Below are 16,901 nucleotides of genomic sequence, written 5' to 3'. Positions count from 1 at the left end.
ATTTAATATATAAACAAGTTAAAGAGAGTAGGGTAGCTATGCCAATTCAAAAGAACAATAAGAGACAACCTGCTGCAGAGAGAGTTATTTATTGGTTAATGCCACTAGTAGCATTTCTTTTACTATTACCAGTACTTATTTATCATTTATAATCTTCTATACCTCGGGAGTTTCTCGAGGTATTTTTATATACTCGGAGTGATTATTTGAGAATTGTAAAACTCTTTTCTCTCATTATTTTTATTATATTAGTTGCGAATATCCTTCAACTGATTGACTTACCGCTGAGCTACTTATTTGGTTCAATGATTGGAACGTTAATATTTATTAGAGTCATTGATAATGATATATGGTTCCCAAAAATTTTAAGTAACTCGGGTGTTTTTATAATGGGAATTCAAATCGGAACGTCTTTAACGTTGCCAGCAATTATTAAAATGACCGAAGACTGGTATAACATTGTCATAATTACGTTATTTACAATTGGCCTTGCACTGTTATTGTCAATCCCATTTCGTAAACTAACAAATACAACTGTAGAAACCGCTGTTTTTGCGAGCGTTCCAGGTGCTTTAAGTCAAATGATATTAATGGCAGAAGAAAATAAAAACGCAAATCTTCTACTTGTCTCGCTCACTCAGACATCTAGAATTATTTTTATTGTTACACTTGTACCAATTATTACGCATTTCTTTCCTGAAGATAGTGTCGGTAATCTACCAGATGTTTTAAATATTTCTGAAATTAAAAATCCGTATATAATACTCGTTCCTGTTACGGGGTATATACTTTACATGCTATTAAGAAAGATAAAATTCCCAGCTGCATTATTACTTGGGCCAATATTTGTGACAATTGTCTGGAATCTAACTACAGAGATTACATTTACTTTAGACAATTTTTTAATTGCATTTGCACAGATTCTATTCGGTATTAGAATTGGGCTACAAATTACGACACTTATGAAAGAATTATCATTAAAAGATATTTTAGCGATTATTATTCAAAATGTCGGCTTGATTTTAGGTACTTTTGTTATCGTTTCAGTGTATATTATTTTTACATCTCATGAATTTACAAGTCTTTTCTTATCAGCAGCTCCTGGTGGCCTTGCGCAAATTATTATAATCGCAATGGAAAGTGGCGGGGATATCGCGATGATTTCGAGTTATCATATATTTAGAATATTTTTTATAATATTAGTCGTCGTTCCTATAGTTGCGAAGTTTCTTACGGATCGTGAGCTTAAGAAAAGTTGACTTACATTCAAGAATGCAATAAAATTAACATAGTTAAATATAGATAATAGAAGTAGTAGCATTATATAAGTCTTTAGAGAGTATGCGTCTGGTGAAAGCATATGGCAGCGTAATGTGAAGTAGTCTATGGATAATTTGTCTCGAAATAATAGTAAAGATAAACGTTTAATGAGCGTTAATCATAGTTAAGTGTGGCATAATTATGCCAAAATTAGGTGGTACCACGGTTATCCCGTCCTATTATTTAGGATGGGATTTTTTGTTTTATTTTATTAATTAGAAAGAGAGTGAAATACTTATGGATATGCCAACAAAGTATAATCCAACAGAAGTTGAAAAAGGTAAATATGAAAAATGGGTAGAAGCTGGTTATTTTGAATCAGATGTGACATCTGATAAACCGCCTTATACGATTGTTATTCCACCACCAAACGTGACAGGGAAACTTCATTTAGGTCACGCTTGGGATACGACGTTACAAGACATTATTACACGTCAAAAACGTATGCAAGGCTTTGATACATTATATTTACCTGGTATGGACCATGCAGGTATCGCGACACAAGCACGTGTTGTTCAACGTCTCAAAGAAGAAGGAATTGATATCCACGATTTAACACGTGAAGAATTTTTATCTCACGCGTGGAATTGGAAAGAAGAATATGCTGGTCATATCCGAGATCAATGGAAAAAATTAGGTCTTGGTCTAGACTATACAAAGGAAAGATTCACGTTAGATGAAGGTCTTTCTAAAGCAGTACGTAAAACCTTTGTAAGTATGTATAACAAAGGACTTATCTACCGCGGAGAATACATTATTAACTGGGATCCTGAAACACGTACAGCATTAAGTGATATTGAGGTTGTTCATAAAGAAATTGAAGGTAAGTTTTACCATGTAAAATATCCATATGCTGATGGCAGTGGCTATTTAGAAATCGCAACGACACGACCAGAAACAATGCTTGGTGATACTGCGGTTGTCGTTCATCCAGATGATGAAAGATATCAAGACATTATAGGTAAAACAGTAATTTTACCACTGATGGATCGTGAAATTCCTGTGATTACAGATGATTACGTCGATATGGAATTTGGAACTGGTGCAATGAAAGTAACACCTGCGCATGACCCGAATGACTTTGATCTCGGTAATCGTCACAATCTAGAACGTATTAATGTTATGAATGAAGATGGTACAATCAATGAACTCGGTGGTAAATTCGTCGGAATGGACCGCTTTGAAGCACGACAAGCAATTGTCGAAGAATTAGAAAAAACAGATCAGCTAATTAAAGTTGAATCTCATATGCATAGTGTTGGACACTCAGAACGTAGTAACGCAATTGTAGAGCCGTATTTATCAACACAGTGGTTTGTTAAAATGGCACCACTTAGAGATGAAACACTCGAAAACCAAGAAACAGATAATAGAGTTAACTTTGTACCAAACCGTTTTGAAGGTACATTTAACCGTTGGATGGAAAATGTTCATGACTGGGTAATTTCAAGACAATTATGGTGGGGACACCAAATTCCGGCATGGTATCATAATGAAACTGGTGAAATGTACGTCGGTGAAGAAGCACCAGCAGATATTGAAAACTGGACGCAAGATAAAGACGTTTTAGATACATGGTTCTCAAGTGCATTATGGCCATTTTCTACGTTAGGCTGGCCAGAAGAAACAGATTTACTTAAAAAATATTATCCAACAAACGTACTCGTCACTGGATATGACATTATATTCTTCTGGGTATCACGTATGATTTTCTCTGGACTTGAACAAACAGATACTCGTCCGTTTAATGATGTATTATTACATGGACTTGTTCGTGACGAACAAAATCGTAAAATGTCTAAATCTCTAGGTAATGGTGTAGACCCAATGGATGTTATTGATAAGTACGGTGCAGACGCGCTTAGATTCTTCTTATCTACAGGATCAACACCAGGTCAAGATTTACGTTATAGTGATGAAAAAGTAGAGTCAATATGGAACTTTATTAACAAAATTTGGAACGCATCAAGATTTGCGCTAATGAATATCGGTTCAGATTTTAAACACTCAGACATTAACTTAGATGGTAAAAAAACACTTGCAGACGAGTGGATTTTAACACGCTTAAATGACACAATTCGTGAAGTCACACGTCTATTTGAAAAATATGAATTCGGTGAAGTTGGACGTATTTTATATCACTTCATTTGGGATGACTTCTGTGATTGGTACATTGAAATGTCTAAAATCTCAATGAACGAAGGTACTGAAGAAGAAAAACAAATGACGCGCTCAGTACTACTTTACACACTCGATAAAATCTTAAAAATGCTACATCCATTTATGCCGTTTGTCACTGAAGAGATTTACCAAGCAATTGATAGTAATCAATCAATTGTTGTTAGTGAGTGGCCAACAGTTGATGAGTCATTATCGAATGAAGAAAGTAACAATACGATGAGTTTACTTGTAGACATTATCAAATCAGTGCGTCAAACGAGAAATGAAGTGAATACACCACTTTCTAAACCAATCGATATTAAAATTGAAATTAAAGATAGTACAAGTCGACAATTAATCGAAGAAAACACACACTACATTACTCGATTTACTAATCCTGAAACTCTTGAAATTGGAGAAAAAATTAATATTGAAGACGACGCGAAAACTCAAGTCGTTAAAGGTGCGACAGTTGTACTTCCACTCGAAGGGTTAATCGATTTAGATGAAGAAATCGAACGTTTAGAAAAAGAACTTGAGCGTCTAGACGGCGAATTAAAACGTGTTAAAGGTAAGTTAAGCAATGAAAAATTCGTTCAAAATGCACCAGAAAAAATTGTAAATCAAGAAAAAGAAAAACAAGCTTCATATTTAGAACAATATGAAGATGTGAATTCGAGACTGAACGAGTTAAGAGGTAAGTAATATGAATTATGATGAAACATTAGACTGGATTCATAATAGAGGTAAATTCGGCATCAAACCAGGCGTAAAACGCATGGTTTGGATGCTCGAAAAACTCGGTAATCCAGAAAAGAAAATTACAGGTGTTCATATTGTAGGAACAAATGGTAAAGGTTCTGTCGTATCGTACATGAGAGGGGCATTAAATGATAATGACTACTCAGTCGGTACATTTACGTCGCCATATATTGAAGTATTTAACGAAAGAATTTCAATTAACGGCACACCAATTTCTAACGATGCACTTAGTGAAGTCGCGAGTATCGTTCGTCCTGTAAGTGAACAACTGACTGAAGAGACAGATCTCGGTCCAGCGACTGAATTTGAAATTATCACGACGATGATGTTTGTCTATTTCGGTGATATTCATCCTGTCGATATCGTTTTAGTTGAAGCAGGACTCGGCGCAACGCATGACTCGACAAATGTATTTAATCCTGTAATGACAGTTCTAACAAGTATCGGTAAGGATCACACTGATATTTTAGGTGAAACTTTAGTTGAAATTACTAAAGACAAATCAGGTGTAATTAAAGAAAACGTACCGCTTGTTTTTAGTATAGAAGATACAGAGTCTAAACATATCATCTATAAAGTGTTAGATGAAAAGCATGCCAAAGGTATCGAGCTTGGGCGAGATATCGTCTTACTCAGTAACAATCATGAATTCTCGTTTAAATATAAAGACTATGATTTTAATGATATACAATTAAAAATGCTCGGATATCATCAACAACAAAACGCAAGTTTAGCACTCACAGCACTACTTGAAATGCATGACTTAAAAATTGTTAATTTAGATATGAATAAAGTTGTGCATGGTGTTGAGTCTGTAACATGGCCGGGAAGAATTGAAATTCTCCAAGAAAATCCAACGATTATTATTGATGGCGCACACAATAAAGAAGCAGTTGATGTCTTGATTAAGACAATGAAAGAAAACTATTCGGATCGTAAAATTACTGTATTATTCTCAGTAGTAGAAGGAAAGCCGATTCAATATATGGTCGATGAATTAGAGTCTATCGCGGATAAATTTGTCGTTACAGAATTTGATTTTTACAGAAAGATGCCAATTGATAAGATTTTAGAATCAGTCAATCATGAAAATGTAAAACAAGTAGATGATTATATAAAATTTGTCGATGAATTTGACGGAGATGTATTACTTTGTACAGGTAGCTTGTATTTCATCAGTTATATTAAACAACATTTTTCTAATAAATAAAAAAATCCCAAATTAGATTTTCTAATTTGGGATTACTTTTTTACTCTTCTTCACGTATATATTTTTGTTCTTCTTTAGCGTCTTGTAGTTTTAACTCATCTAAAATTTCACGTAATAATAGTACTTCTTCAGCAACTTCAGGCTCTTCTTCTTTTTCTTCAAACGCACCAAACGTGACTTTGTTTACAATTTTAACAAACATAAATACTGCAAAACCGATAATTAAGAAGTCGATAATTGACTGAATGAATACTCCGTATGTCACACCGTTCCACTGCCAAGAAGACGCGAAATCTGTGTCACCAAATAATAGTGCAATTAATGGCATAATGATATTACCGACTAATGAGTCAACGATTTTACCAAATGCAGCCCCAATAACAACGGCAACTGCAAGATCTAATACGTTTCCACGCATCATAAATTCTTTAAATTCTTTAATCATATTTTCACCTCATAATAATATCTTTCTATTGTACACAAAAAAGACTTTAATGGCTATATAATTTTAATTATAAAGTAAAAATTATCATTATATAATTTTTTAATAACTAAAACTTATAGATAAACATAGATAGTTTGTATAAATAAATCATACATACAAGTTTAAAAAAATACTGAAAACAGTTACAATAAAATTAACGAACACATTCCGGGGGGAAATATAATGGCAAAAAATTTACAAGAAAATGCTAAACGTACATTGAATGTAAATGGTGAAGAAAAAACATACTATTCACTTAGATCTTTAACAGATGCTGGATATAGTGATGTTGAAAAATTACCATATTCAATTCGTGTACTGTTAGAATCAGTTTTACGTCAATATGACGGACATTCAATTCAAGAAAAACATATCGAATCACTTGCGAACTGGGACAAAGGTGATTTAGCAGGAAAAGAAGTTCCTTTTAAACCTTCACGAGTGATTTTACAAGACTTCACAGGAGTGCCTGCAGTTGTAGACTTAGCGTCACTTCGTAAAGCAATGAATGACAAAGATGGGGATATTCAGAAAATTAACCCAGAAGTACCAGTTGACTTAGTCATTGACCACTCAGTACAAGTTGACTCATACGGTACACATAACGCACTTCTTAAAAACATGGAACTAGAATTTGAAAGAAACAAAGAACGTTATGAATTTTTACGCTGGGCAGCTGAAGCGTTTGATAACTATCAAGCAGTACCTCCAGCAACAGGTATTGTTCACCAAGTGAACTTAGAATATTTAGCAAATGTTGTTCATGACCGTGAAAATGTTATCTTCCCAGACTCACTGGTTGGTACGGATTCACATACAACTATGATCAACGGGTTAGGCGTTCTTGGTTGGGGTGTTGGTGGTATCGAAGCTGAAGCCGGAATGCTCGGACAACCAAGTTATTTCCCATTACCAGAAGTTATTGGTGTTAAATTAACAAATCAATTACCTGAAGGTGCAACAGCAACAGACCTAGCACTACGTATTACTCAAATGTTACGTGAACACGGAGTCGTTGGTAAATTCGTTGAGTATTTCGGTGAAGGGGTATCTAACTTACCACTTGCTGACCGTGCAACAATCTCAAACATGGCGCCAGAGTACGGTGCAACAAACGCATTATTCCCTGTTGACGAAGAAACATTAAGTTACTTAAAACTTACAGGTCGTTCTGAAGAACATATCGACCTCGTTGAAAAGTACTTAAAAGAAAACGACCTATTCTTTAACGCAGAAAAAGAACCAGTATACTCAGAAGTACTTGAGTTAGATTTATCTACAGTAGAGCCTTCATTATCTGGTCCAAAACGTCCACAAGATTTAATCTTACTTTCAAATATGAAAGACGAATTTGAGGCTTCTGTAACAAGAGAAAATGGCAACCATGGTCATGGTTATTCTAAAGAAATTTTCGATCAAGAAGTTGAAGTTGAATATAACGATGGTGGAAAAGAGACACTTAAAACAGGTGACTTAGTCATTGCCGCAATTACATCATGTACAAACACATCTAACCCATACGTTATGTTAGGTGCCGGATTAGTTGCGAAAAAAGCAGTTGAAAAAGGGTTAACAGTACCTAAGCACGTGAAAACATCACTTGCACCAGGTTCTAAAGTAGTTACTGGGTACCTCGAAAACTCAGGGCTTCAAGAGTACTTAGATCAACTTGGATTTAACTTAGTCGGTTATGGTTGTACGACATGTATCGGTAACTCAGGTCCATTACGTGATGAGATTACAGAGGCGATTAGTGACAACGATATGCTCGTTTCATCAGTATTATCGGGTAACCGTAACTTCGAAGGGCGTATTCACCCATTAGTTAAAGCAAACTACTTAGCATCACCACAGCTTGTAGTTGCATATGCACTAGCTGGTACTGTTGATATCGATCTTTACAAAGATCCAATCGGACAAGATAAAGAGGGTAACGACGTCTTCATGAAAGATATTTGGCCATCTATCCAAGAAGTTAGAGATGCTGTACATGAAACAGTAACACCTGAATTATTCAAAAAAGAATATGAAACAGTGTTCACTTCTAACGAAACTTGGAATAATATCAACGTTACAGATGCACCATTATACGACTTTAATGAAGATTCAACGTATATTCAAAATCCAACGTTCTTTAATGACCTACCAGCAGAAGTGGACTCAGTAAAACCTTTAAACGACTTAAAAGTGCTTGCGAAATTCGGTGATTCAGTAACAACTGACCACATTTCTCCAGCAGGAGCAATCGGTAAAGATACACCTGCAGGTAAATGGTTAATCGAGCAAGGTGTTTCACCACGTGACTTTAACTCATATGGTTCTAGACGTGGTAACCATGAAGTAATGGTTCGAGGTACGTTTGCGAACATTCGTATTCGTAACCAAATCGCACCAGGTACTGAAGGTGGATATACAACATATTGGCCAACTGGTGAAGTAATGAGTATTTACGACGCTGCAATGAAGTACAAAGAAGACGATACAGGATTAGTAGTACTTGCTGGTGACGATTACGGAATGGGATCAAGTCGTGACTGGGCAGCTAAAGGAACAAACTTACTTGGAGTTAAAGCAGTACTTGCTGCATCTTACGAAAGAATTCACCGTTCAAACTTAGTGATGATGGGTGTATTACCGCTTCAATTCGTTGAAGGTAAAAACTCAGATGACTATGGTTTAGAAGGTAACGAAACGTTTAACATTCCTGTCGATGAAAATGTTAAACCAGGTGATATCATTACAATCACTGCTACAAAAGAAGATGGTAGTACTGTAGATATCGATGTGAAAGCAAGATTCGACTCTGAAGTAGAAGTTGATTACTATCGTAATGGTGGTATTCTACAAATGGTATTAAGAAAAAAACTTGCTGAATAATATAAAAGCCAAGACAAATGTCTTGGCTTTTTAATTTGAGCTTAAATTATTTTTAAAATAATTTAACTTTTGGCTCCGTTTTATTCATAATTCTTTTTATATTTGGTAAATGTTTATAGATGATAATAATTAATAATAGTAATGATACGAGCTTTAATGTTAAGTCATCTGTAAATAATGACAATATGAATAAAGTTGTGACACCGACGATACTTCCAAGAGACACGTACTTAGATATGTATAATGTAATTAAAAATGCAGTCAGTAAGATTAAAAATATTAATGGTTGAACTGCGAGTATAACTCCAGCACCTGTAGCAACAGCTTTACCACCTTTAAATTTTAAAAAGATAGAATAGACATGTCCAAGTGCTGCACATAGTCCAAATAAAATCAGTGGTAACTCTGTATTTGCTAACATTGCAATATAAACGGGTATCATACCTTTTAAAAAGTCTAAAATGAGTACGATAATACCAGCTTTTTTCCCTAAAATTCTAAACGTGTTTGTCGTGCCAATATTTCCACTACCATGATTTCTTATATCTATATCAAAAAATATCTTACCGATAATTAAAGCAAATGGAATAGATCCAATTAAATATGAAAGAATTAATAAAGCTATTGTTGAAAACTCCATATTTCACCCTCATTTTATTACTAGGTAATAATATATTAACATAAATTAATAAAATATTTTATTAATTTATGAAGTGTCAATAATATAATTATGTTAACTTTTATATATATGGTTTGCAAAATCATTTAAGTGCTATAAAATATAAGAAGAGATTTTTAATTCGAACGTATGTTTGTAGGAGGAACACTTTTGGCAAATTCAAATTATACGGATGATTCCATCCAAATTTTAGAAGGTCTAGATGCGGTTCGTAAACGTCCGGGTATGTATATCGGTTCAACGGACGCTAGAGGTTTGCATCATTTAGTATATGAGATTACAGATAACGCTGTTGATGAGATTATTAACGGCTTTGGTGACAAAATAGATATTACAATTCATAAAGACGATAGTATTACAATTACGGATAATGGACGTGGGTTACCGACAGGTAAACATAGTAGTGGTAAATCGACACCTGAAGTTATTTTTACAGTACTTCACGCTGGAGGTAAATTTGGTTCTGGTGGATATAAGACGTCAGGAGGACTTCACGGTGTTGGTGCATCTGTAGTAAATGCATTGTCTGAGTGGTTAGAACTAGAAATCTTTAGAGACGGTAAAAAATACTTTATGTCGTTTAAAAATGGTGGTCATGTAAACGAACCACTTAAAAAAATAGGCAATACAAACCGTACAGGTACGTCAGTAACATTTAAACCAGACCAAGAAGTGTTTAAGGCTGGTGTTCAGTTTAACTTTGAGACAATTGTTGAACGTATGAGAGAATCTGCATTTTTAGAAAAGAACTTAAAAGTATCTATTAAAGATGAAAAAACTGACCGTACTGAAGAATTTCATTATGAAGAAGGCTTAATTTCTTTTATCAATTTCTTACATGAAGGTAAAGAGAGTTTCGGTACCCCAGTTGCATTTAGTGGTAGCTATAACGGTATGCAAGCAGATGTTGCGTTCCAATACAACGATCAATATACGGAAACTGTCATGAGTTTTGTTAATAACGTCCGTACTAAAGACGGAGGAACACATGAGGTTGGTTTTAAATCAGCATTTACACGTATTTTTAATGAGTTTGCGCGTAAAATTGGCGAGTTAAAAGAAAAAGATAAAAATCTAGAAGGTAACGATATTCGCGAAGGTTTAACTGCGGTTATATCAGTTAAGATTCCTGAAGAACTGCTTCAGTTTGAAGGACAAACGAAAGGTAAACTCGGAACGCCTGAAGCGAGACAGTTAATGGATTACGTGCTAAATGAGAATTTACCATATGTATTAGAAGAAAACGGTGTTGTTTCTTCTGAACTTGTGAAAAAAGCAATTAAGGCAAGACAAGTTCGTGAAGCTGCACGTAAAGCGCGTGAAGATATGCGTAGTGGTAAAAAATCAAAACGTAAAGATGCGCTTTTATCTGGTAAATTAACACCAGCTCAAAGTAGAAATAGAAAGAAAAACGAACTGTTTTTAGTTGAGGGAGATTCTGCTGGAGGATCTGCGAAACTCGGTAGAGATAGAAAATTCCAAGCGATTTTACCGCTAAGAGGTAAAGTGATTAACACAGAGCGTGCTCGCTTTGAAGATATTTTTAAAAATGAAGAAATTAATACGATTATTCATACGATAGGTGCTGGAGTCGGTAACGAGTTTGACATTGACGAAGTGAATTACGACAAAATTATTATAATGACAGATGCTGATACAGATGGTGCACATATTCAAGTACTATTACTTACTTTTTTCTTTAATTATATGCGTCCGTTATTTGAAGCAGGTAAAATTTACATCGCGTTACCACCGTTATTCAAATTAGAGTCTAAACGTGGTAAGAAAAAAGATGTACGATATGTATGGACAGAAGAAGAACTACTTGAAATGAGAGAAGAACTAAATGATAACGTTGAAATTCAGCGTTATAAAGGTCTCGGGGAAATGATGGCTGATCAGTTATGGGAAACGACAATGGATCCAGAAAACCGTACGTTAATTCAGGTGCTCGTTGATGATGAGGCACTATCATTAAAACGTGTATCGACTTTAATGGGAGATAACGTTTCGATTCGTCGTGACTGGATTGAAGAAAATGTTAGTTTCACTTTAGGTGATGATATTTCTATTTTAGATAGTGATCAAATTGATATTTTAGAGGAGGGAGATAGTGATGCATAAACAAATTCAGCAATTAAAGCTTGAAGATGTAATTGGAGATCGTTTCGGACGATATAGTAAATATGTAATTCAAGACCGTGCAATCCCAGACGTTCGTGACGGTTTAAAACCAGTACAACGTCGTATTTTATACGCAATGTATAAAGATGGTAATACGTTTGATAAAGGATACCGTAAATCTGCAAAAACGGTTGGTAATGTTATTGGTAACTACCACCCACACGGAGAATCTAGTATTTATGACGCGATGATTCGTCTCGGTCAAGACTGGAAGATGCGTGAAGAACTCGTTCAAATACACGGAAACAAAGGATCGGTAGACGGTGACCCACCAGCAGCGATGCGTTATACTGAAGCTCGTTTATCTCATTTATCTCAAGAACTATTAAGTGATATTAATAAAGATACGGTAGATTTTATTGATAACTTTGATGATACGACACAAGAACCTACTGTATTACCCTCTAAATTCCCAAATATTTTAGTGAACGGCTCAACAGGTATTTCAGCAGGTTATGCAACAGATATTCCGCCACATAACTTAGAAGAAGTAATAAATGCAACACTTAAAGTGATTGATAAACCAACAGTTAAAATTGACGAATTACTTGAGATTATGCCAGGACCGGATTTTCCAACAGGTGGTATTATTCAAGGTAAAAAAGAATTAAAAAAAGCATATGAAACTGGACAAGGCCGAATCGTTGTTCGCGCTAAAGTAGATGTTGAAAAGATGCGTGGAGATAAAGTTCAACTAGTCATTACTGAATTACCATTTGAGATCAATAAAGCAAATTTAGTAAAAAAAATTGATGAAATTATTATCGATAAAGCAGTCGATGGTATGCTAGAAGTAAGAGATGAAACGGACCGTGACGGTTTAAGAGTCATAATAGAATTAAGAAAAGATTCTAATGTTAATGCAATTCTAAACTACTTATATAAGAAAACAAACTTACAAATTTCTTATAACTTTAACATGGTTGCAATCGATAATAGACGTCCTAAATTATTAAGTTTAAAAGATATACTCGTCGCGTATGTTGAGCACCAAAAAGAAGTTGTTTTAAGACGTTCTAAGTATTTACTCGATACGGCTTCAAAAAGAATGCATATTATTGAGGGCTTAATGCGCGCACTGTCTATTTTAGATGAAGTGATTCGAATAATTCGTGAATCAGAAAACAAGCGTAGTGCGAAAGAAAACTTAATGAATGCTTACGATTTCACTGAAAAGCAAGCAGAGGCAATCGTTATGTTGCAGCTATATCGTTTAACAAATACGGACATTGTTGATTTAGAAAACGAACATATCGATCTTGAATATGAAATTAATACATTAAAAGATATTATTGAAAATGAAAGCACACTTAAAAAAGTGATTAAAAAAGAACTTAGAGACGTTAAAAAGACATTTAAATCTGAACGTCTTACAGTGATTGAAGACCAAATAGAGTCACTTGAAGTGAGTCGTGAGATGCTTATTCGAGAGGAAGACACAGTAGTGACCGTCACTCGCGATGGTTACATTAAACGTACTAGCCCGAGAAGCTTTAGTGCAAGTCCTTTTGAAGAGCTCGGTAAAAAAGACGACGATGAGCTTTTATTCTTTAAAGAAGGTCATACATTAGAAACGTTACTCGTATTTACAAATAAAGGAAATTATATGATTATACCCGTCCATGAGTTAGAAGATATCCGCTGGAAAGATCATGGGGTTCATTTATCGAGTAAATATAATTTAGATAGTCAAGAGCACCCAATATTTGCGTATGAGATTGATTCGTTTGATATCGATGAATCGATTGTGATGACAACTAAAAACGGCCAAGTGAAACGTACGTCATTAAAAGACCATGAAATGACGAGAATTAATCGAGCGATTAGTGCGATTAACTTAAGTAAAGATGATGAAGTTGTCAGCGTTGATGTAGTTAAAGGTGAATCAAATATACTATTATTAACAAAACAAGGAATCTCACTTATGTTTAACATTAATGAAGTGTCAGACACAGGCCTTAGAACTAAAGGAGTTAAAGGTATTTCACTTAAAGAAAACGATGCGGTTGTCAGCGGAAACTTAACAACAAATCAAGATTACGTATTATCTGTAACAAACCGCGGAGCTGTGAAACGTACGAATCTTAAAGAATTTGAGATAGGTAAACGTAGTCAAGTTGGGCGAGCATTATATAAAAACGTGAAGTCAAAACCACATGAAGTATTACGTGCAAGATTATTTACAGAAGACTTTACAGTGTCATTAATAAGTGACGAAAATCGAGAAGATATACAAGCAATGGATATTCGTTTATCAGAAATGTATTCTAACGGATCATTTATAGTAGATGAAGACACATTTGGGGAAATAGATAAAGTTATATTTTCAATCTATTCTTAGAATGTAAAAAGGCGTTAACTTATAGTTAATGCCTTTTTCATGTTGTACTTTTTTAATAAGTGGTTTAAAGTAGATATATGTTAATGAAAAGGGGGAAATTAACATGCCAGAAAACAATAGTGAAAAGCAATTTTCAAGACGTGATTTCTTGAAAACAACTGGTGTGGCTACCGGTGGTATAATCGGTGGGTCATTACTTGGTGGACTTATTGGATTTAATTTAGATGGTGATAATAAGTCAGGTAGTGGCCAAGGCGGCGACAATAGCGGAAGCAATGGTGATAATCAAGCGGACACATTACCAATTGAAGATGCACGTACATATATTAGTCGTCAAGATGATTTTAAAAACTTAGCAGCAGCTGCTGACGTAATATATCCAGAGGATGATAATGGTCCAGGTGCGACTGAACTAGGTGTGCCATACTTCATCGATAGACAACTGTATGGTCACTATGGTCATAACGCAACTGATTACCGTCAAGGACCATTTGAACCAATGAAATCAGATACTCATGGTCGTCAGGAAAGAATTACACGTGGCGAAATGATGATTATCGGTCTTAGAAAATTAACTGATGTCAGTCAAGAAGAACATGACAAAAAATTCCATGAACTCGAAGAAGATCAGATGATTGACATCTTGAAAAAATTTGAATCAGGTGATGTTGATACACCAGGTATGCGTTCAGAAGCATTTTTCGGTTTATTAAGAGACCTTGTTATTGAAGGTGTGTATTCTGACCCAGCATATGGTGGTAACAGAAACATGGAAGGTTGGAAGATGATCGGATATCCTGGTCCACGTATGGGATGGGAAAACGATATTGCTTCAGAAGACTTCTTAGAATTAGAGCCTGAAAGTTTAAGAGATTACCAAGGAGGAGGCGTAACTTATGGCTAAGAAATTAGATAAAGTAGACGTAGTAGTCGTAGGTACCGGCTGGGCTGGCGGTGTTGTCAGTGCAGAAATGGCAAAAGCTGGTAAAAAAGTAGTTACACTTGAGCGTGGTGAAAACGCAAATCGTGAAGACTACATCGGTGTAAAAGATGAGTTACGTTTTGATAATAGATTCGAAATTATGCAAAACCTTAAAGGCGATACAGTGACGTCTCGTAACGAATTAGACGAAACTGCATTACCAGTTCGTACAATGAAAGACTTCCAACTCGGAGTAGACGTTGGTGGTGCAAGTGTGCACTGGGCAGGTTCTACATATCGTTATTGGCCGTATGACTTTGAAATTCGTAGTATGACAGAAGAACGCTATGGTAAAGATAAGATTCCTGAAGAAATGTCTATTCAAGACTGGGGAATTACTTATGATGAATTAGAGCCATACTATGAAAAATGGGAAAAAACTGCGGGTATCGGTGGAGAGCAAGACCCATTAGCTCCAGAGCGTAAAATGGAGTGGCCAAACCCACCAATGGAAGAAACTCCTCCATTAAAATTATTTAAAGATGCGGCTAAAGAATTAGGTTTACACCCATTCCAAATGGCATCAGGCAACATGTCTGCAAACTATGAGAACCCAGATGGTGAAAAACTTAATAAATGTATGTACTGTTCATTCTGTACGCGTGCAGGATGTGACTTTAGTGCGAAATCTGACCCACTAGCAACAGTTATTCCTACAGCATTAAAACACGATAACTTTGAGTTACGTACAAGCTCTTTAGCACGTCGTGTAATTTATGACAAAGATTCTAAAAAAGCTGAAGGTATTTTATATACTGACCTAGTAACAGGTGAAGAATACGAGCAACCAGCAGACGTTGTTGTATTAGCAGCATTCGCAATTTCAAACAACCGTCTACTTATGCTTTCAGATATCGGTGAACAATACGATCCAAAAACTCGTAAAGGTGTAATTGGACGTAACTTCAACGGTCAATATAACTCAGCGTTTAACGGTGCAAGAGGATTCTTCGACGATAAGAAGTTCAATCTTTACATGGGTGCAGGAGCACTCGGTGCATGCTTAAACGATTATCAAGCAGATAACTTTGATCACTCAGACCTCGACTTTATCGGTGGTGGATGTATCGAATTACGTCAATACGGATTTGGTGCGATCACTAGTGGACAAAACATTAAAGGCGACACACCAACTTGGGGTAAAGAGTTTAAGGAAGAGTCACTAAAATATGCATATAGTATGCTACATGTTTGGTATTCTGCATGTACTTTATCTTACTACCACAACTATACGGATTTAGATCCAACATATAAAGATGAGTTTGGTGATCCGTTACTACGCGTCACTTACAAATTCGGTGACAACGAACGCAACATCGCGAAGTTCGGTGTAGAAAGATGTCATGAAATCTTAGATGCAATGGGTGCAGACCACATCGAAGACGACGAAGTACCAGACGAATTTGACCACAAGTATCAAGGTGGACACTACACAGGTGGAGTTATCATGGGTGAATCAAGTGAAACTTCAGCAGTTAACAACTACTTACAAATGTGGGACGTTGATAACCTATTCGTAGTCGGTGGATCAGCATTCCCTCAATTCGGAGGACACCACCCAACACCAACAATCGGTGCACTCGCATACCGTGCATCAGAAGGTATTCTTAAATACTTAGACGACGGTGGCGGACAATTAGTAAAAGAGAAAAAAGCAGCAAAAGCTTAATATATTATTTAACCCCTAGAACTAGAAGACTAGTTTTAGGGGTTTTTGTAATGGCCAATTTTAATTAGCAAAAAGTAAAGGATTTTATTAATAATATTAATTTAATTAGCGAATTTATATTCATTTTACTTATATTTGTTAAATAAATCACTTTATCTAACAAAAATATGGATTAATCGATAAATATGTTAAATAAAAGTATTTAATTAACATATTCATGATTAGAAATTTTG

General features: G+C 35.3%; 10 protein-coding genes and 1 other annotated feature. Of the genes, 8 read left to right on the top strand and 2 right to left on the bottom strand.

All coding sequences use genetic code 11. The features are described from left to right. The first annotated feature begins 206 nt into the window (after window positions 1–206). The 3 genes from KPF49_RS04615 to KPF49_RS04605 all read left to right on the top strand — a co-directional run bounded on the left by KPF49_RS04615 (window position 207) and on the right by KPF49_RS04605 (window position 5,452). On the top strand, window positions 207–1,259 hold the full coding sequence (locus tag KPF49_RS04615; protein ID WP_183672769.1) for an AbrB family transcriptional regulator: 1,053 nt from the start codon (window positions 207–209) through the stop codon (window positions 1,257–1,259). Between the two features lie 33 nt (window positions 1,260–1,292). Continuing rightward, window positions 1,293–1,502, top strand: a binding site (T-box leader). A 55-nt stretch (window positions 1,503–1,557) separates the two neighbouring features. After that, entirely contained in the window at window positions 1,558–4,185 is a 2,628-nt protein-coding gene (locus KPF49_RS04610) for a valine--tRNA ligase (RefSeq protein WP_183672770.1), read from the top strand. A 1-nt stretch (window position 4,186) separates the two neighbouring features. Next, window positions 4,187–5,452, top strand: coding sequence for a bifunctional folylpolyglutamate synthase/dihydrofolate synthase (locus KPF49_RS04605; protein WP_183672771.1), 1,266 nt, complete (start codon window positions 4,187–4,189; stop codon window positions 5,450–5,452). Window positions 5,453–5,492: 40 nt separating this feature from the next. Here the strand turns inward: KPF49_RS04605 and mscL are convergent, their stop codons facing one another. Beyond that, entirely contained in the window at window positions 5,493–5,897 is a 405-nt protein-coding gene (gene mscL / locus KPF49_RS04600; protein WP_183672772.1) for a large conductance mechanosensitive channel protein MscL, read from the bottom strand. 222 nt (window positions 5,898–6,119) lie between these two features. On the opposite strand from mscL, the gene acnA reads away from it, so the two are divergent. After that, window positions 6,120–8,813, top strand: a complete 2,694-nt coding sequence (acnA, locus tag KPF49_RS04595; RefSeq protein WP_183672773.1) for an aconitate hydratase AcnA — start codon at window positions 6,120–6,122, stop codon at window positions 8,811–8,813. Between the two features lie 52 nt (window positions 8,814–8,865). Here acnA and plsY read toward each other — a convergent pair whose 3' ends face one another. Beyond that, a complete protein-coding gene (gene plsY, locus KPF49_RS04590) occupies window positions 8,866–9,453 on the bottom strand; it encodes a glycerol-3-phosphate 1-O-acyltransferase PlsY (RefSeq protein ID WP_183672774.1) in 588 nt (195 codons plus the stop codon). A gap of 168 nt (window positions 9,454–9,621) precedes the next feature. Here plsY and parE point away from each other — a divergent pair, with 168 nt between their 5' ends. From parE to KPF49_RS04570, 4 genes are all read left to right on the top strand, one after another. Beyond that, complete coding sequence (gene parE / locus KPF49_RS04585) at window positions 9,622–11,616, top strand: DNA topoisomerase IV subunit B (RefSeq protein ID WP_183672775.1); 1,995 nt, start codon at window positions 9,622–9,624, stop codon at window positions 11,614–11,616. Next, window positions 11,609–14,017 (top strand): DNA topoisomerase IV subunit A, encoded by a 2,409-nt coding sequence (gene parC, locus KPF49_RS04580; protein ID WP_183672776.1) that lies wholly within the window; start codon window positions 11,609–11,611, stop codon window positions 14,015–14,017. Before parE ends, parC begins: the two co-directional genes overlap by 8 nt. 103 nt (window positions 14,018–14,120) lie before the next feature. Then, complete coding sequence (locus KPF49_RS04575; protein ID WP_183672777.1) at window positions 14,121–14,921, top strand: gluconate 2-dehydrogenase subunit 3 family protein; 801 nt, start codon at window positions 14,121–14,123, stop codon at window positions 14,919–14,921. Continuing rightward, entirely contained in the window at window positions 14,914–16,668 is a 1,755-nt protein-coding gene (locus KPF49_RS04570; protein WP_183672778.1) for a GMC family oxidoreductase, read from the top strand. Before KPF49_RS04575 ends, KPF49_RS04570 begins: the two co-directional genes overlap by 8 nt. Window positions 16,669–16,901 lie beyond the last annotated feature (233 nt).

The organism is Nosocomiicoccus ampullae (genome assembly GCF_019357495.1).
Lineage (GTDB): Bacteria > Bacillota > Bacilli > Staphylococcales > Salinicoccaceae > Nosocomiicoccus > Nosocomiicoccus ampullae.
This window is presented reverse-complemented; position numbering and strand designations above follow the sequence as displayed.